Origin of the sequence: Haloplanus salinarum, assembly GCF_024498175.1 — an archaeon.
In the GTDB taxonomy this organism is placed as follows: Archaea; Halobacteriota; Halobacteria; order Halobacteriales; family Haloferacaceae; genus Haloplanus; species Haloplanus salinarum.
The window spans coordinates 3,114,551-3,131,823 of sequence record NZ_CP101823.1; the positions used below are offsets into that span (position 1 = coordinate 3,114,551).

18 protein-coding genes are annotated in these 17,273 nt (G+C 70.7%); 8 read left to right on the forward strand and 10 right to left on the reverse strand.

The window, feature by feature from the left end:
• Nucleotides 1–11: 11 nt before the first annotated feature.
• The 3 genes from NO364_RS16275 to NO364_RS16285 form a co-directional block, all read right to left on the reverse strand.
• Nucleotides 12–1,376: an ATP-binding protein gene (locus NO364_RS16275; protein ID WP_157689884.1), complete on the reverse strand. Its 1,365-nt coding sequence runs from the start codon at nucleotides 1,374–1,376 to the stop codon at nucleotides 12–14.
• 84 nt (nucleotides 1,377–1,460) lie between these two features.
• Nucleotides 1,461–3,326 (reverse strand): cation:proton antiporter domain-containing protein, encoded by a 1,866-nt coding sequence (locus NO364_RS16280; RefSeq protein WP_157689883.1) that lies wholly within the window; start codon nucleotides 3,324–3,326, stop codon nucleotides 1,461–1,463.
• A 117-nt stretch (nucleotides 3,327–3,443) separates the two neighbouring features.
• The gene (locus tag NO364_RS16285; RefSeq protein WP_157689882.1) at nucleotides 3,444–4,343 is read right to left on the reverse strand and encodes an MBL fold metallo-hydrolase; all 900 of its coding nucleotides are present in this window, start codon (nucleotides 4,341–4,343) and stop codon (nucleotides 3,444–3,446) included.
• An 89-nt stretch (nucleotides 4,344–4,432) separates the two neighbouring features.
• Between NO364_RS16285 and serS the strand changes: the two genes are divergently transcribed.
• Together serS and NO364_RS16295 are read left to right on the forward strand one after the other, a co-directional pair.
• A complete protein-coding gene (gene serS / locus NO364_RS16290; protein ID WP_257628043.1) occupies nucleotides 4,433–5,818 on the forward strand; it encodes a serine--tRNA ligase in 1,386 nt (461 codons plus the stop codon).
• 67 nt (nucleotides 5,819–5,885) lie between these two features.
• Complete coding sequence (locus NO364_RS16295; RefSeq protein ID WP_157689880.1) at nucleotides 5,886–6,182, forward strand: amphi-Trp domain-containing protein; 297 nt, start codon at nucleotides 5,886–5,888, stop codon at nucleotides 6,180–6,182.
• On the opposite strand, the gene NO364_RS16300 is transcribed toward NO364_RS16295, so the two are convergent.
• The gene (locus tag NO364_RS16300) at nucleotides 6,179–6,523 is read right to left on the reverse strand and encodes a nuclear transport factor 2 family protein (RefSeq protein ID WP_257628044.1); all 345 of its coding nucleotides are present in this window, start codon (nucleotides 6,521–6,523) and stop codon (nucleotides 6,179–6,181) included. The two genes, NO364_RS16295 and NO364_RS16300, sit on opposite strands and share 4 nt — an antisense overlap.
• 84 nt (nucleotides 6,524–6,607) lie before the next feature.
• Here NO364_RS16300 and NO364_RS16305 point away from each other — a divergent pair, with 84 nt between their 5' ends.
• The 3 genes from NO364_RS16305 to NO364_RS16315 are packed head-to-tail and all read left to right on the forward strand — an operon-like array spanning nucleotide 6,608 to nucleotide 8,674.
• Nucleotides 6,608–7,102 (forward strand): DUF367 family protein, encoded by a 495-nt coding sequence (locus NO364_RS16305; protein ID WP_157689878.1) that lies wholly within the window; start codon nucleotides 6,608–6,610, stop codon nucleotides 7,100–7,102.
• A gap of 26 nt (nucleotides 7,103–7,128) precedes the next feature.
• Nucleotides 7,129–7,605 (forward strand): hypothetical protein, encoded by a 477-nt coding sequence (locus NO364_RS16310; protein WP_157689877.1) that lies wholly within the window; start codon nucleotides 7,129–7,131, stop codon nucleotides 7,603–7,605.
• Between the two features lie 58 nt (nucleotides 7,606–7,663).
• Nucleotides 7,664–8,674: an NOG1 family protein gene (locus NO364_RS16315; RefSeq protein WP_257628045.1), complete on the forward strand. Its 1,011-nt coding sequence runs from the start codon at nucleotides 7,664–7,666 to the stop codon at nucleotides 8,672–8,674.
• Between the two features lie 82 nt (nucleotides 8,675–8,756).
• Here the strand turns inward: NO364_RS16315 and NO364_RS16320 are convergent, their stop codons facing one another.
• From NO364_RS16320 to NO364_RS16330, 3 genes are all read right to left on the reverse strand, one after another.
• Nucleotides 8,757–10,169: a TIGR00341 family protein gene (locus tag NO364_RS16320; RefSeq protein ID WP_257628046.1), complete on the reverse strand. Its 1,413-nt coding sequence runs from the start codon at nucleotides 10,167–10,169 to the stop codon at nucleotides 8,757–8,759.
• Between the two features lie 48 nt (nucleotides 10,170–10,217).
• Entirely contained in the window at nucleotides 10,218–11,198 is a 981-nt protein-coding gene (locus NO364_RS16325) for a bile acid:sodium symporter family protein (protein ID WP_257628047.1), read from the reverse strand.
• Between the two features lie 93 nt (nucleotides 11,199–11,291).
• The gene (locus NO364_RS16330; RefSeq protein WP_157689875.1) at nucleotides 11,292–11,993 is read right to left on the reverse strand and encodes a 5-formyltetrahydrofolate cyclo-ligase; all 702 of its coding nucleotides are present in this window, start codon (nucleotides 11,991–11,993) and stop codon (nucleotides 11,292–11,294) included.
• An 85-nt stretch (nucleotides 11,994–12,078) separates the two neighbouring features.
• Between NO364_RS16330 and engB the strand changes: the two genes are divergently transcribed.
• The gene (engB, locus tag NO364_RS16335; RefSeq protein WP_157689874.1) at nucleotides 12,079–12,693 is read left to right on the forward strand and encodes a GTP-binding protein EngB; all 615 of its coding nucleotides are present in this window, start codon (nucleotides 12,079–12,081) and stop codon (nucleotides 12,691–12,693) included.
• A 3-nt stretch (nucleotides 12,694–12,696) separates the two neighbouring features.
• Here the strand turns inward: engB and NO364_RS16340 are convergent, their stop codons facing one another.
• Together NO364_RS16340 and ddh are read right to left on the reverse strand one after the other, a co-directional pair.
• The gene (locus NO364_RS16340) at nucleotides 12,697–13,845 is read right to left on the reverse strand and encodes an FAD binding domain-containing protein (RefSeq protein WP_257628048.1); all 1,149 of its coding nucleotides are present in this window, start codon (nucleotides 13,843–13,845) and stop codon (nucleotides 12,697–12,699) included.
• A 65-nt stretch (nucleotides 13,846–13,910) separates the two neighbouring features.
• On the reverse strand, nucleotides 13,911–14,843 hold the full coding sequence (gene ddh, locus NO364_RS16345) for a D-2-hydroxyacid dehydrogenase (RefSeq protein WP_257628049.1): 933 nt from the start codon (nucleotides 14,841–14,843) through the stop codon (nucleotides 13,911–13,913).
• A gap of 348 nt (nucleotides 14,844–15,191) precedes the next feature.
• Between ddh and NO364_RS16350 the strand changes: the two genes are divergently transcribed.
• The gene (locus NO364_RS16350) at nucleotides 15,192–15,602 is read left to right on the forward strand and encodes a hypothetical protein (protein WP_257628050.1); all 411 of its coding nucleotides are present in this window, start codon (nucleotides 15,192–15,194) and stop codon (nucleotides 15,600–15,602) included.
• Nucleotides 15,603–15,605: 3 nt separating this feature from the next.
• Nucleotides 15,606–15,971, forward strand: coding sequence for a hypothetical protein (locus tag NO364_RS16355; protein WP_157689870.1), 366 nt, complete (start codon nucleotides 15,606–15,608; stop codon nucleotides 15,969–15,971).
• Nucleotides 15,972–15,990: 19 nt separating this feature from the next.
• On the opposite strand, the gene NO364_RS16360 is transcribed toward NO364_RS16355, so the two are convergent.
• Entirely contained in the window at nucleotides 15,991–17,214 is a 1,224-nt protein-coding gene (locus tag NO364_RS16360) for an eIF2B alpha/beta/delta subunit family protein (RefSeq protein ID WP_257628051.1), read from the reverse strand.
• Between the last annotated feature and the right edge of the window lie 59 nt (nucleotides 17,215–17,273).

Here is a 17,273-nt window from a genome sequence, read left to right on the forward strand (position 1 = left end):
GGGCCGGGTCGTCAGTGGTCGTGGTCCGCGTGGCCGCCGTCGCCGGCGACGAGCGTGTCGGCGTCCCCGTCGATCATGTCCATGTTCTTGAGGTTGTCCCGCTCCTCGAAGTCCTCGACCGCGTCGAGGATGTCCTCCTGGGTGAGGGTCGTGCGCTCCTCGGTGAGCGCCTCCAGCACCGCCTCCCGGAGGACCATCCGGAGGTCGCTCCCGGTGAGTCCCTCGGTGCGCTCGGCGACCGAGTCCGGGTCGAACTCGGCGATGTCCATCCGTCGTGTGATCACGTCGAGGATGTCGGCCCGCATCCCGCGGTCGGGCTTGGGGAAGTTGACGATCTCGTCGAACCGGCGCCAGGCCGCGGCGTCGAGCTGATCCGGGTGGTTGGTCGCGCCGATCAGGAGCACCTCGTCGCGGATGAGGCTGATGTCGTCGATGCTCTTGAGCAGGGTGTTGACGGCTCGCTTGAGCGCGGCGTGTTCGTCCGAGCGTCGGGTCTTGGCGACCGAGTCGAACTCGTCGATGAAGAGGATACACGGCGAGAGCCGCTTGGCGACCTCGAAGGTCTTCTCGACGTTCTTGGCCGTCTCGCCGAGGTACTGGCTGGTGATCATCGACAGCTTCACCTCGACGAAGGGCAGGCCGAGTTCGTGTGCGAGCGCCCGCGAGGCGGTCGTCTTCCCCGTCCCCGGCGGGCCGACGAAGAGGAGCTTGCCGATCTCGCGGAGGCCGATCTCGGCCAGGTACTCCCGGTGTTCGATCGCCTTGACGAGCTTCTGGATCTCGCCTTCCTGATCCTCCGTGAGCACGAGGTCGTCGAGGGTCATCTCGATCTCCTCGGGGGCGCGGACCTGCACGAGATCCAGCATCTCGCCGTCCTCGTCCTCGTCGAAGTAGGCCTCGAGCAGGCTGTCGATCCACACCCGGTCGGCGTGGATCGGCCGGGTCTGCTCGCGCGCCTCGGCGAGTGTCACGTCGACGTCGTCGCGGTCGGCGACCACCGACGCGAGCGTCGGGTTGGTCGCGACGCGCTCGCGGTCGGCGCGTTCGACAAGCCAGTCGATCGCCATGTCCTCCTGGGTGAGCGAGATGCGCCCCGAGAAGTTCTCCTGCTCGGTGAACAGGAGGTCCGAGACGGCGTCCCAGGGGTGTTCGACCCCCGTCGCCTGTCGCGCGGTCGTCTCGGTGACGACCAGCGGCCGCTCGATCCCGCCGTTCGGCGTCGGGTCGTCGTCGTCCGCGTCGTCCTCGGCGTCCTCGTCCGCCCAGAACACGCGTCGGTACCGCGGCGGCAGGTCGTTCTCGTCCAGGCTCCGGTCGTTGGTGTAGACGTGGGCCGTCAGGAGAAACTCTACGACTTCGAGAGCCGGGTCGGTCATCCCTATCCTGTTCTCGTGGGAGCCGTTTAAGGCCGTCGGATCGGGCGACGGCAGTACTACGGCGTGTGAGGCGCTCCCGTGGGCTTACTGCCCGTCGGGGTGGACGACGGAGAGCGCCTCGGAGACGGCGTCGTCGTCGCCGATCAGGGTGATCTGGTCGCCGTGTTCGAGCCGACAGTCGCCGTCGGGGACGATGCTCTTCCCGTCGCGGGTGATCAGCGCGATCAGACACCGGGCGGGGAGCTTCGGTCCGATCTCCGAGATGGTCTTGCCGACGATGTCCTCGGAGGTGACGTCGATCTCCTGGACTTCGCCCTCGTGACCGATCTCGCTCGTCCAGTTGACGAGCGACGGGCGCTCGATGTAGTCGTCGAAGGCCATCGCCGTCGCGTCGACGGAGGAGATGGCCCGCACCCCCAGATCCTCGAACGCGTCGACGTTGTCGGGGTTGTTCACGCGCGCCAGGATGGTGCCGGGCGAGAACTTCGAGTCGGCCAACTGGGCGACCAGCAGGTTCACGTCGTCGTCGCCGGTGGTCGTGGCGACGATCTTGGCGTTCTCGGCGCCGGCCGACCGCAACACCTCGGTGTCGGTGCCGTCGCCGTGGTGAACGGTCAGCCCCTCGTTGCGCGCCCGTTCGACGCTGTTCACGTCCTGGTCGACCAGGACGACGTTCTCTCCGCGGTCTTCGAGGCGCAGGGCGAGGGTTCGACCCACGCTCCCGGCGCCGATGATGATCACACGCATTGGTATCACGTCGAGGAATTCGGCGATCTGTCTGGCGAGTCCGGCCTCCAGTGCGACCGTGAGGAAGATGACGAGAAAGACGGTGCCGACGAGGACGTTCGCTTCGGCCCCCATCCCTTCGGCGCGGAACTCGACGGCAAAGAGCGTCGCGACCGACGCGGGGATGATCCCGCGGGGGCCGACGAAGCTCATGAAGAGGCGCTCCCCGCGGGTGAAGCGGTCGCCGGCGGTGCTGATGAACACCAGCAACGGCCGAACCACGACCGCGACGACAGCGGCGACGAGCAGGCCACCCACCCCCAGCGCGAGCAGATACTCGAACCGAAGCAACGCCGCGAGCGTGATGAAGACGAAAGAGAGCACGATCAGCGTCACGTCGCCTTTGAACGCCGTGATCTCCTTCTCGTAGGGAACGTCCGCGTTCCCGAGAACGATGCCCGCGGTGGCGACGGCGGCGATGCCGGCTTCGGTGGCCACCGCTTCCGCGGCCCCGTACGCGACCAGTGCCCCACCGAGTACCAGGAGCCGGGCGTTCTGTGGCGCGTTCCCGGGCGAGAGGTCGATATATCGGAGCGCGTAGAAGACGACGGCCGCGACGGTGAGGCCGACGACGATACCGCTCCCGAGTCGCTGCGTGAACAGTACGAACAGTTCGCTCGGTGCCCGGACGTCCTGGATGATCGCCTCGAAGATGACGACCGCCAGGATCGCCGCCGTCACGTCGTTCACGATCCCCTCGGTCTCGAGGGCGGTCCCGACTCGGTTCCGCACCGGCACCACCTCCAAGATGGGAGCGATGACGGTCGGCCCGGTGGCGACGAGCAACGCGCCGATCAGCGCGGCGACCATCCAGCTCGTCCCGAGGGCGTAGTGGACGACGACGGTGGTCCCGACGAGCGCGATGGCCGCCCCGAGGGTCACCAGTTTGAACGCCGCGGCCGGGGCCTCGCGCAGGCGGCCGACCCGCAGGTGGAAGGCCCCCTCGAAGACGATGATCGCCACCGAGAGGCCGACGATGGCCGAGAGCGCGTTGCCGAAGGATTCGGGCCCGACGACGCCGAGCACTTCGGGGCCGAGGATGACGCCCGACGCCAGCAGGAAGACGACGCTCGGGATGCGGAAGCGATCCGAGAGGATCTGTGCGACGACCCCGACCCCGATCAGCGCCGCGACCAGCGTGATGAGGTTCCCCCCGCCGGCCATTCAGTACACCTCCATGTGTCCCTCCGGTGGGGGGGCGACACCGATAAAACCCGCCGTTTCCCCCGGACGAACCGGCAAAAACCGGGGCGATCCGGCCCCGCGACGCGCGCCGAACGGTCAGTCCCCGTCGGCGTCGAGGTAGCCGAGGGCACCGCGCGCGTTGAGCCGGTATTCGGCCCGCGTCTTGCGTGCCCCCCACGGCTCCACCGGGGTGGCCGTCTCGGCGAAGTGCTCGATCACGGCCTCGTCCGTATCGAGGTCGGCCCGCACCTCGCGCACCCGATCGATCCACGCCGAGAGGATCTCGGCGTACTCGTCCATCAGGTCCGGGGTGAAGGCGGCGTCGCCGAAGTGGCCGAAACAGATCCGCTCGGGGTTCCGTTCGGCGATGGTCGCCGCGTCGTCGAGGCAGGTCTCCAGGTCGAAGTTGACGGGTGGCGAGGTGGGGAAGAGTTCGTCGGCGCCGGGCGGGCGGATCCCGCCCGCGTCGCCGGAGAAGAGGACGTCGTCGCCCCGGTCGTGGAAGACGACCTGGTGGGGGGCGTGGCCGGGGGCGTGGACCACGTCGAGGACCCGGTCGCCCAGGTCGACCGTGTCGCCGTCAGCGAGCGACTCGATGCGGTCCTCGGGCACCGGTTTCGGGTCGACGTAATACTGCCACTGGTCGCCCACGGCGGCTTTCGTCCCCGCGACCAGCCGCGAGGGGTCCATCAGGTGTGGCACGCCGATCTCGTGGGTCAACACGGTCGCTTCGGGGTGGGCGTCGAGCAGGTGCCCGGCCCCGCCCGCGTGATCCAGGTGGACGTGTGTCGTCAGCACGTATTCGAGGTCGTCGATCCCGCGGTCGTCGAGGGCGTCGATCACCAGGTCGACGTTCGTCCCGAGTCCGGGGTCGACGACCGCCGGGTGCTCGGCGTCGACGAGGTAGACGGAGCCGTAGCCGGGGACGTCGAAGGCGCCGACGTCGACGTAGTGGATGTCGGTACCGGGAACGGACGCGAGATCGCCGATGGCCATGGACGAACCCCGGCGGCGGCGGTGAAAAGCGTTCTGTCGCCCGTCACGTCCCGACACGGTTTTGTCTCGGCCCCGAGAAGTGCGCCCAAATGCTCAGCAGGCAGTATCTCCGGGAGAACCCGGACGTGGTGCGTCGAACCCTCGAGGACCGAGGGATGGCCGACGACGTGGACCTCGATCGGCTCCTGGAGATCGACGAGGAGTGGCGGTCGCTCAAAAGCGAGGGCGACGACCTGCGACACGAGCGCAACGAGGTCAGCGACCGGATCGGTCGGCTGAAAGCCGAGGGGAAAGAGGAGGAAGCCCAGGCGGCCATCGAGCGCTCCCAGGAACTCAAGGATCGGCTGGAGGAGGTCGAGTCCCGCGCCGACGAGCTCGAAGCCGACCTGGAGGCGGGACTGATGGAGCTCCCGAACGTCCCCCACGAGGACGTGCCCGTCGGCGAGGACGAGAGCGACAACGTCGAGGAGCGTCGCCACGGCTTCGACGACCTGCGGGACCTGCCCGAGACGGTCACCCCCCACTACGACCTGGGTGAGGACCTCGACGTCATCGACGAGGCCCGCGGGGCCAAGACCACCGGCGCCGGCTTCTACTTCCTGAAGGGCGACGGCGCCCGCCTCGAACACGCCCTGATCCAGTTCATGCTCGACGTCCACCGCGAGCAGGGGTACGTCGACCTGTTCCCGCCCGTCCCCGTCAAATCGACGTCGATGGAGGGGACCGGCCAGCTGCCGAAGTTCGCGGAGGACGCCTACCGCGTCGGCGGTGCCGAGACCGACGACTACGACGACGACGACCTCTGGCTCTGCCCCACCGCGGAGGTTCCCGTCACCAACATGTACGCCGACGACATCCTCCTCAGCGACGACCTCCCGCTGAAACACCAGGCGTACACGCCAAACTTCCGGCGCGAGGCGGGCGAACACGGCACCGAGACCCGTGGCATCGTCCGCGTCCACCAGTTCAACAAGGTGGAACTGGTCAACTTCGTCGACCCCGCCGAGAGCTACGACCGGCTGGAGGGACTCGTCGACGAGGCCGAGGAAGTCCTCCGGCGCCTCGGCCTCCCCTACCGGATCCTCACGCTCTGTACCGGCGACCTGACCTTCGCCTCGGCGAAGACCTACGACATCGAGGTGTGGGCGCCCGGCACCGACGCCGACGACGGCCCGGACCGCGGCGGCCGCTGGCTCGAAGTCTCCAGCGCCTCGAACTTCGAGGACTTCCAGGCTCGCCGGGCCGGTCTGCGCTACCGGCCGGAGCGCCACGAGTCGGCGGAGTACCTCCACACGCTCAACGCCTCGGGAACGGCCGTGGGCCGCGTGATGGTCGCCATCCTCGAGTACTACCAGAACGACGACGGCACGGTCACCGTCCCCGAGGCGCTCCGCCCCTACATGGGCGGCCAGGAGATGATCGAGGGGCACGAGAAGGTCGGCGAGAGCGCCGTCGGCGCGGGCGAGCGGGAGTGAGGCGCGGGCGAGCGGGAGTGAAGCGCGCCGGGCGCGAATTTAAATCCTCTCCCGACGTATGTCAACCATGGCGAACGTTCCCGACGACGACGCGACCGGCAGCACCGAACTCGGCGACTACTTCGAGGAGGAGTACGACGTGACCGCGGCCGTGGCCGGCGAGTTCCTCGTCGACCTGGGCGAACAGCTTCAGTCGGGCGAGGGTGGCGTGACACTCTCCGGTGGCGATTGGGAACTCGACTTCGCGTACAGCGACGCCGTCGAACTCGAAGTCGAGTACGTCGACGGTCCCGACGGCGAACTGGAGATCGAGGTCGAGCTGTCGCCCGCGGGCGACGACGAGTCGCCCCCATCGCTCGGCTAGTCGGTGTACGTCGACAGCGACGCGATCCGGTCGCCGTCGATCCGGTGGACGTCGACGAACCCGAACAGGTCGCCGTCGCCCTCGGCCCGCAGGCGGCCACGGGCGAACGTCTCCCCGTGCCCGACACACACCGAGTCGAGGACGTGTTCGGTGTCGGTTCGTGGCCGTTCCTCCCGCATGAACCGGACGAACCGCTCCCGTCCGTCGAGGGTCCGGTCCGGGCGGTGGTGGACGAACTCGGGGGCGAGCAACCCCCGGAGGCGGTCGTACTCGCCGGCGTCGATGGCGGCGTAGAACGCCCGAACCGTCGCCTCGGCCCCACCGCCGTCGCTCCCGTCCATACCGTCCGGTGCACCGCGACGGGCAAAACCGTTGTCGTCGCCCCCGCCCGAGCCGTTTTTGTCCGTCGGCCGTCTGCGTCCGCCGTGGACCTGCACGTCCGCTACGAGGGCGACGACGACCCCGAGAAGTGTACGGCCCGGAAACTCGCGCGGTTCGACCTGGTCGACCTGCACCGCTCGGACCGGGCGACGCCGTACGGCGTGGTGCTCAACCCCCACGCCGAGCGGGCGCTCTCGCCCGCCGACGCGACGGGGACGCTGGTCGCCCTCGACTGTTCGTGGGAGTCGGCCGGGCAGGCGCGCTTCTCGATTCCGGGCGAGCACCGCGCGCTCCCCTACCTCGTCGCCGCCAACCCCGTCAACTTCGGCAAGCCGTTCCGGCTGACCACGGTCGAGGCCCTCGCCGCGGGGCTGGTCATCCTCGGCGACCGACCCCACGCCGAGCGACTCCTGGCGAAGTTCACGTGGGGCGAGACGTTCCTCGAACTCAACGACGAACCCCTGCGGCGGTACGCCGACTGCGCGGACTCGGCCGAGGTGGTGGCCGTCCAGGGGGAGTATCTGGACCGACAAGCTTGATGTCCGTTCGCCCCCGAGTCGACGGTATGCGGTCACGACGACTGGTCCCCGTCGCCGTCGCGGCCGCCGGCTTCGCGGCGGTCGTGATCGGCATCCACCAGGGGCTCGTTCACGTCGCACCGGGCTACGAAGGCACAGTCACGACCGGCTGGGACGGCGGCCTCAACCACGAGGAGCGGCTGCTCGCTCGGCTCGCCCTCATCGGTGTCGTCGGGGCGGCCGCCGCCCACCGGTGGCGACGCCTCGCCGTCGTCCCCGTCGCGGCGGGCGGCGTCGTCCTGTTCTACGCCGCCCGGGCCGTCCTGCACTACGCCCTCGATCCCGGTCTCTACGTGACGGTGTCGACGTACGGCGGGGGGTCGACCCGGTTCGTCCTCGGCGCCGAGCCGTTCCTGCTCGCGGCGGGCGGACTGCTCCTCGTCGCCGCCGGCGTCGAGGGCTGGCGCGCACGTCCCCGCCGACCGGACGACGACCAGTCCGCCGTCGCGCCGTCGGCCCGGTGAGACGGCGAGGCGGCCCCGAACGGACGACCTTTTATCCGCCCGTGTCGAAACGTCGACAATGATTTTCGAAGGCCTGCCGACCACGCCCCGGTCGGAGGAGCTCATCGACAAGGCGTTCTCGCGGGCGGCCCGCTCCGGGCGTGCGAAGTCGGGCCTGGAGGCCCAGCAGTCGATGCTGCAGACGGCGGGAAACATCCTCTCGGACAACTTGGAGAACGTGGTGACCGAGTGGCCCGACTTCGGCGTCGTCGATCCGTTCTACCGGGAGCTCGCGGACGCGGTGTTGCGACGGGAGTTGGACGCCAGAACCGGCGAGGATGGCGCCGAACAGGTCGGGCTGGACGCCCTCCGGGCCAGCCTCTCGGAGGTGACGTGGGCGAGCCGTCAGGTCGAGACGATCCAGCGGGAGTACAACACGAAGCTCCGGAAGACCGACCCCGAGACGGCACGCAAACACCGCAAACAGGCGTTCGCGCGGATGGCCGACGTGGTCGAGGAGGTCGAGGCGGACCTCCTGCGGGTCGGCGAGGCGCGCAACGCGCTCCGTGACCTGCCCGACATCCGCCCCGACGAGCCGACCATCGTCGTCGCCGGCTACCCCAACGTCGGCAAGTCGTCGTTCGTGAACGGCGTCACGCGCGCCGACAACGAGATCGCGAGCTACCCCTTCACCACCCGGGGGATCCAGATCGGTCACTTCGAGCGGAACCACATCCGCTATCAGATCATCGACACCCCGGGGTTGCTCGACCGTCCCGCCGACGAGCGCAACGACATCGAGAACCAGGCCGTGAGCGCGCTGACCCACCTCGCCGACGCCGTCGTGTTCGTCGTCGACGCCAGCGGATCGTGTGGCTACCCCCTCGACGCCCAGATCGCCCTCCGGGACGCCGCTGTCGACCGCTTCGACGCGCCCGTCCTCACCGTCTGTAACAAGAGCGACCGCTCGCGCGACGTCGAGGCCGACGCCTACATGAGCGTCACCGAGGACGAGAACGTCGACGCCGTCCTCGATCTGGCCGTCGAGACGGTCGACTGGGAGCCCGACCTGCCCTCCCGCTCGGGGTAGTACGCGTCCGCCCGCGGCGGCTCTTCTCCGTCGCGACGAGTCGCGCCCTACGCGGCCCCGTACGTCACGTCGACGCTCGCGGTCACCGCCACGCGGTCGCTCGGTTCGCGCCGGGCGACGCGCGCTCGGCAGCGGCGCGGGGCGGGTCGTCGGAGAGACGCGCCGTCGCGTCGGTCCCCTCTGCCGCGGTCGACCGTTCGACGACGACGTATCGCACCTCGACGGCGACGGGTCGGTCGGTCCGGAAGGGCGTGTCGGTGACCGCGTCGATCTGTCCGGCGAAGCGGCCCGCCAGCGTCGGCGGGTCGACCCCGGGTGGGTGGCCGACGACGACGGTCACCTGCTCGGGTCGGGTGAACGGAAACGTCTCCTCGTAGGTGACGCTGAGCGAGACGCGTTCGAGGGACGCGTGCTCGCCGAGGACGTCGTCGACGACGACACGAGTCTCCTCCTCGAAGGTGGCGGTGCGGTAGGTGCTGTACGTGATGCCCGCGAGCAGCGTCGAGAGGACGAGTAGCACGGCGCCGAGCGCGGCGATGCGTTTCAGCGTCGCGACCCGCGCCTCCTCGTGGCGGAGCCACCCCTTCGGGCGGTAGCCCGTCGCCCACAGCACCGCGAGCGCCGCGAAGTTGATCGACAGGAAGTTGACGAGCACGAGGACGAGCGCCCCGGTGACGGTGCGGGGCGACCCCCACGCGAGGCCGATGCCGACGACGGCGGTTGGCGGGACGAGCGCCGCGGCGATCATGACGCCGACGAGGGCTGTCGAGACGCCGGTCGAGAGGCTCAGCGCGCCCGCCACGCCGGCCCCCAGCGCGATGACCAGCGAGAGGACGTCCGGGACGAGCCGTTCCCGCACCTCGTTGATGGCGAACACGTCCGCCGCCTCCAGCGGGACGACGTGGGTTGCTCGCAACACGACCGCGAACGCCGCGGCCGCGAGGACGGCCAGGACGCCGCCGGCGACCTGCTGTTTCACGCCTCGGAGGAGGAGTTCGCGGTCGTCGACGACCGAGCCCGTACTCGTCGCCATCGCCGGGCCGATCAGCGGCGCGATGACCATCGACCCGACGACGACCGCCGCGGAGTCGAGCAACAGGCCGGCGGTGGCGACCACCGAACTCACGACGGTCATGACGACGAACGTGCGCCAGTTGGGCGCCAGCGACCGCGCCCGTGCCGCGAGCTCCTCGCGGGCGATCCGGTCGCCGTTCTCGTCGCCCTCCTCGTAGCGATCGACGAGGTCGTCGAACCGCCGAGAGATGACCGTCTCGGCGTTCAAAACGACGGTGTAGGCCTCGCGATCAAGCCCCGCCTCGTGGAGGCGTTCGAGGACGGGTTCGACCGCCGCCTGGGGGAGCGGGAACGTGACGGACGCGGTGTACTCCCGGTGGCTGGTCTCGTCGGCGACGACGTAGTCGATACCCTCGTCGTCGAGGGTTCGCAGGACCGCGTCGCGTTTCCCCGGCGGAACCATGACCTGGACGAGTCGCACGGACCCACGTCCGTCCGCCGCCGGCATATAGCCTGTCGTCGCCCCGGTTCAGTCGGCCGTCGCGGCGTCGACGTTCGCCGCCGCGTCCTCGCGCCAGGTGAAGTAACTCGCCAGCGCCGGGCCGGTGACGTTGTGCCAGACGCTGAACAGGGCGGGGATCAGGGCCGCCGCCGGCGAGAACAACGACGTGGCGAGCGCCACCGCCAGTCCGCTGTTCTGGAGGCCCACCTCGAACGTGCAGGTGCGCACGCGGTCCTCGGACATACCCGCGGCGCGGCCGACACCGAAGCCGGCACCGAGGCCGATCCCGTTGTGTGCGACCACGGCGAGGACGACCAACGCCCCGGCCGTGCGGATGTTCTCGACGTTGGCCCCGACGACGCCCGCGACGATGGCGACGATGGCGGCCACGCTGATCACCGGGAACACGTCGACGCCAACCTCGGCGGCCCGGGGCGCCTTCCGGTCGAGGACGTAGCGGATCGCGAACCCGAGGACGACCGGGATGATGACGATCTGGACGATGCTCGTGAACATCTCCATGAAGGTCACGTCGACGCTCTCGCCGAGGATGAACAGCGTCCACGCGGGCATGACGACCGGCGCGGCGAGCGTCGTCAGCGTCGTGATCGCGACCGACAGGGCCACGTCGCCGCGGCCGAGGTAGGTCATCACGTTCGAGGCGGTGCCGCCCGGCGCCGCGCCGACGAGGACGAGGCCGAGCCCGACGGCGTCGGGCAGATCGAGGACGAGATACAGCGCGTAGGCCGCGAGCGGCATCACCAGCCACTGTGTCACGGCACCCACGCCCACGTCCACCGGACGGGCGATCAACCGCTCGAAGTCCGCCGGTTGGAGAGTCAGCCCCATCCCCAGCATGATCAGGCCGAGCAGCGGGGTGACGTAGTCCAGCACGGGGACGAACGGCGCCGGGTTCGCGAGCGCCGCGCCCGAGGCCAGCACGACCCAGACGACGAAGTACTTGCTTGCCAGTCGGCTGATACGAGAGAGTCGGTCGGTGAAGCTCACGTCGGAAGTGTCGGTGTAGTGGCCCGGATAGCTCTGACTATTTCCGCCTCCGACGGCCACACACTCCCGACATACAGCTGTCAGGTCCCCGCCTCACTCCGGCCGCAGTCGCTCCAGCAGCGGCATCTCCGCGACCCGTTCGGACGGGAGCGCGTCCCAGTCGACCCCGGTCGGCTTCGCACCAGTGTCCGTTCGGACCGTCCGCGACGGCGTGACCACGAGGTCCATCGGTACGTCGTGGGCCGCGGTCGGGAGGTCGCCCTCGATCACCTGGCGGTCGTGGACCGTCGTGACCGTCGTCGTCCCGTCGTCGACCAGGTCGAACGCCCGGAGGACGGCGAACTCCAGGTCGCTGTACCCCTCGCCCTTGCCGATCCGTACACCGGCCCCGTTCACGGCGACGCTCCCGCTGACGATCAGGTCGACCGACGACATCCCCGCGGGCCCGACCGGCGTTCCGTACTCCTCGATGCCGCCGACGGTGGTCGCGTCGTCGTAGTCGTCGATAGCGGGGTCCAGCCGGCGGAACGCCCGCTCGTCGCGCAGCCGGGGCACGGCCACGTAGCAGGTCTTCCCGTCACGGAGCGCCGCCCGCCGCACCGGCAACTGGGGCGCGTCGGGGTTCGCCTTGACGACGTCCGCCGCCGCCCACTCGTCGGTCGCCCGCAGTCGCGCCGCCGCGTCGTCGGCGCCCGCGAAGTTGGGGATGCGGCCGTGGGGCGGGAACGGGAACCGTGCCTCGCCGCTCTCCTCCAGGTCGTCCCAGACGCGCTCCCTGATCCGGTCCTTGTCCATGGTCGGTCACGGCGGCGAGCGCCCATACGTCTACCCGTGCGCCCCGATACGCCGAGTTTAACCGCGCGACCCACCAATCGGGGGTATGTTCGAGGACCGCCCGGACCGCGACGAGGTCGTCCTCGTCGGCCGGTCGAACGTCGGCAAGTCGACGCTGATGCGCGAGTTGACCGGGCACGACGTCCCCACGGGCCGCAAGCCGGGGGTGACACGCCAGCCCAACCACTTCGACTGGGCGTCCGAGGGGTTCATGTTCACCGACCTCCCGGGCTTCGGCTTCATGTCCGGCGTCCCGGAGGAGCAACGCGAGCAGATAAAGACCGATGTCGTGCGGTACGTCGAGGACAACGCCGACGACATCCTGGCCGGCGTCCTCGTCGTCGACGGCAAGAGCGTCGTCGACATCATCGACCGCCACAGCGGCGAGGGCGAGGTGCCCCACGACGTGGAACTGTTCCACTTCCTCCGGGACGTGGAGGTGCCGACCGTCGTCGCCGTCAACAAGATGGACAAGGTCGACGACCGGGACGAGCGACTCGACGACCTCTGTGACCGCCTCGGCATCCTCCCGCCGTGGCAACAGTGGCGCGACACGGTCGCCCCCATCTGTGCGAAACGCGGCGACATCGACGCCCTGACCGACGCCCTCGAAACCCACTTCCACGAGGCGAAACGCGACGACCTGCTGAAGTTCCTGTAGCCCTCACCCGCCGAGGCCGAGACGGTCGTCGCCCATCCGCTTGCCGCGTTCGACGAGGCGGCTCCCCGCGTCGGTCCGCTCCCGGTCCCACGCCGCGAGCGCGGCGTCGAGCGCGTCGTGGTCGTCGAGCGCCGCCGCCAGTTCGACCGCGTCGTCGGCCGCCTTCGCGGTGCCGGCGGCGGTATGCGGGCGGGCGACGAACGCCGCGTCCCCGAGCAGACACGCCCGGTCGACGACCATCGAGGGGACCGCCAGATCGTAGATGGCCTGCACGAACGGCTCGTCGGTCGCCGCCACCGTCGCCGCGAACGTCGGCGGGAGGGTCGTCGACGCCCGGTCGCGCCGCCGGCGCTCGACCGGGTCGCGCAGTCCGCCCGGTGGGACGCCGAACCGTCGTTCGGCCCCGCTCGCGTCCGTGAAGATCCGCCCGCGGTCCCGCTCTCCGAGCGTGTCGTACCAGACCCAGTTGAGGCGGCGGTCGCCGGGCTCGACCCCGCCGTCGGCGCCGGGGATGAAATACGACAGGAAGAGCAGTCCGTCACCCTGATAGAAGGTGAACCGGTCGGCGGCGGCGTCGACGACGGCCGCGGGGAGGTCGCTCTCGGGGACGACGCCCCGCCAGGCGACGTAGTCGGCGAACGCGGGGGAGACGTCGGGATACAACCCCGCACGGGTCGACGACCGGCCGCCCTCGGCGGCGACGACCAGGTCGGCCGCTCGCTCGATTCCGTCGGCGAAGGTCACGGTTCCCGTCGCCGGCGCCACGTCGTCGACACGCCTCCCGGTGTGGTAACGGCCGTCGGGGAAGGCGTCGCGCAGTCGGCGGTAGACGGCGTCCCACGAGGTGAACGCCATCGAATCGGGCGTCGCCGTCCGCACGTCGCCGTCGGCGGTCAGAAAGCGACGCTCGCTCGTCGTCGTCGTCAGCCCGGACGGGTCGGCGACGTCGTGGTCGGCGAGAAAGCGGCGGACGGATCGCTGGGCGACGATGCCGCCGCCGCGGCTCCGGAGTTCGCCGGTCGACTGCTCGAAGACGACCACGTCGTGGCCCGCCCGGTCGAGCGCGATACCGGTGAACAGCCCGCCCATCGACCCGCCCGACACCGTGACCGTGAGGTCGTCCGTCGACCGAGCCGTATCGTCGGGGGACACGCCTTTGACTCGGTGCCCGCGGACCGAAAGGGCGTCGCCTCCGGAACCCCGGCCGCGCCGCGGGGCTACACGACCCGGTTGGTGAGCGACTCGCCCGCCGAGAGCCGGCGTAGGTTCTCGCGGACGATGGTCGCCACCCGCTCGTAGTACTCGTCGTTGATCCCCGCGGCGTGGGGCGTGACGATCACCTCCTCGCGGTCCCAGAGCGGCGAGTCCGCCGGGAGGGGTTCGGCCTCGAAGACGTCGAGGCCGGCGCCGGCGATGGCTCCCGATTCGAGGGCGTCGACGAGGGCGGCCTGGTCGACGACCGGGCCGCGGGCGACGTTGATCAGGTACGCGTCCTCGCGCATGGCCGCCAGCTCCGCCGCCGAGATCATGCCCTCGGTGTCGTCGTTCAGGGGGACCGCGAGTGCGACGAACCCGGCGTCGGCGACGGCCTCGTGCAGGTCGGCAGGCGGGTGGACCCGGTCGACGCCGTCCACGGGCGTCGGCGTCCGCTTGACGCCGGTCACGTCCATGCCGAGCGCCGACGCGCGGGTGGCGATCCCCCGGCCGAGCGTGCCGAGGCCGACCACGCAGGCGGACTCCCGGCGCAGGGGGAAGGCGTCGTCCCACGCGGGCTTGCGCCACTCGCCGCGCTCCTGGTTCGACCGGTGGACGTGCAGGCGGCGGGCGAACGCGAGCATCATCCCCACCGTCGTCTCGCCGACCACGTCGCCGTGGATGCCGGTACTGTTGGTAAGCGCGATTTCCCGATCGGACAGTTCGTCGAACGGGAAGCGGTCCACGCCCGCCTGAATCGAGTGGATCCAGTCGAGACCGGCATCGAGGAACCGCTCCTCGTAGGCGAAGGTCACGAGGGCGTCACACGGGGTCAGGTCGTCCCCGTCGCTCACGACCCGGACCGACGGACCGGCGTCAGCGAGGGCGTCGCGGAACACCGCCGTGGGAAACACTTCGCCGACCGACCCGTGTACGCCGAGCGTCGAGACGGACATGCGGGCCGCTACCGAGGCCGGGAGCAAAAGCCTGACTGCGAACCGACGGTGGCTCAGGGGATGGGTATCATCACACGGGGCTGAGTGGGGGTAACCGTCATCATCGCCACCGGCCGACCGTTGGGTCGGCGGCGTAAAGAACCCACGGCCTCGGGCCGATGGCCGGTGTGGACCGTGCCGCGCGTGCGCCGACCGACACCCCCGGCCTCCGGCTACCGCCCACGCGACCCGCGTTCACTACACTTTATCGGGATTAAATCCGGCTTAATGTGGGTTCAAAACGCCGAAAATCCGGGTTCAGTGCGTCGGGGGTTCAATACCCCCTGGACACAGTGTCCGAGCGCAACGATGACCCGAACGAAACTCGTCGCCGTCGCGTTCGCGGCGCTCGTGGTGACCGTCGGTACGGTCGCCGCGGCGCCCGGGAACGCGCCCGTCGACGTCGGCGCGGACGACCAGCACGGTGACCAGGCTGCGGCCGGCGAGGACGCCGATGCGGACAACGAATCCGCGGACGGCGGCCCGCCCGCCGACGTGCCGCCGAGCGACGCCGAGGACACCGAGTCGGCCGACCGCGGCCCGCCCGCGGACCTGCCCGCACAGGTGCCCGATCACGTCTCGGAGATCCACGACCTGATCGGGTCGTTCCTGGGCGGTGACCTCGACGGGTCGCTCGGCGACGCCGTGAGCGACGCGACGCCCGACGACTCGACTTCCGACGACTCGGCGAACGACTCGGCCGCCGACGACTCGGCCTGACGGATGCCCCCGCTCACTGCCCCCGTGATCGAGGATCGCCTGCTCACGTTCCTCGTGAGCGCGCTGATCGGCGGCGTGGCCATCCACGCCGGCGCCCGGATCGTCTCCGAGGGCCGGGGGTACGCCCACGCCGTCCTGACGGCGCTGCTCGGGGCGGTCGTCTGGGCGCTGCTCGAACCGGTGCCGGTGCTCGGCGGCCTGCTGGCTCTGCTCGCGTGGGTCGGCGTCGTCCGGTGGCGGTATCCGGGCGGCTGGCTCCGCGCGGCCGGCATCGGCGTCGCCGCGTGGGCGGCCGCCGTCGTCGTCCTCGCGGCCCTCGACCTGCTCGGCGTCGGCGCCGTGTCGGCGCTCGGCGTCCCCGGCGCCTGACCGCTCCTCGCTTCGGCCCTCACCCTTCGTCCCACGCGGCGTTCGCCCGGTGTTCGGCCGCGACCGCCCGGACGTCGTCGCCGTCGAGGACACCCCGCTCCGTGACCACGCCGGTCACCAGGTCCGCGGGCGTCCGATCGAAGACAGGGTTCGCGACCGACACCGGCGCCGGCCCGTCGTAGAGGTCGACGGCCTCGCCCGCCTCGGCGTGGACGCGTTCGTCCGGGCGCACCTTGGCCGCGGCGGCGACGACGTACACCGGCACGTTCTCGCGGGCCGCCGCGAGCGCCAGTCCCCGGGTGCCGACCTTGTTGACGACGCTTCCGTCCGCCAGCACCGCGTCCGCGCCGACGAGGACGGCGTCGGGGTCCCGGGCCCCGAGTTCGGCCGGGAGCGCGGCGTCGGTCGTGAGCGTCACGTCCAGTCCGGCGTCGGCCAGCGCCGCAGCCACGTCGGCCCCCTCCCGGGCGGGTCGTGACTCGCCGATCAGGACCGCGGGCCGCGCCCGTTCCAGCGCCGCCCGGACCGTCCCGGACCGCGAGAGGGTCGCCACCGACGCGCCACACCGCTCGGCGGCGCGCGTGGCGGCCTCGCGGCCGGCGTCGAGCGCCGCGTCGGCGACCCGTTCGGCCCGTGTCCGGACCGCCGCCGGCGTCCGGTCGGCCGCGCTCATCGCCCGGTTCACGCGGTTCGCGACGGCGGCCATGCTCGGCCTGGCGTCCCGGAGGTCGCGGGCCACGCTCGCGACGGCGGCGTGGTCATCGGCGACGGCCGCCCGGTCCCGGAGGACCTCGAGTGCGCGGAGCGAGAGCCACGCGGACCCGTGGACGGTGTCGGTGGCCACCGTCGTCACCGTCGGCGCCACGGCCTCGTAGGCCGCCCACAGTCCCGGCACCGTCTCGCGCTCGCGGATCGCCGGCGGCGACACCCACTCGTAGGTCGCTATCTCCTCGTTGGGCGTCACCGTCCGCGAGTCCACTTCGAACAGGAAGGGGTGGACGGTCCAGGTCCGATCCCCGTCCTCGACGTCGACGGAGTCGCCGGCGCGGACGAGCGTCGCGTCCCCCCATCCCGTCTCCTCGCGGACCTCGCGTCGGGCGTCGCGTTCGGCGTCGCCGGGATCGCCCTCGACGTAGCCCGAGACGCCGGCCCACCGGCCGATGTAGGTGCCGACGGCGTCGCTGCGACGGCCGAGCAGGACGTCGGTCCCGTGGCGCAGGAAGCAGGTGACGACGTGGGTCATGGACGGCCTTGGGCCGCCCGCGATACGGATCTTGCGGCGTCGGTGGGACAACGATTTGA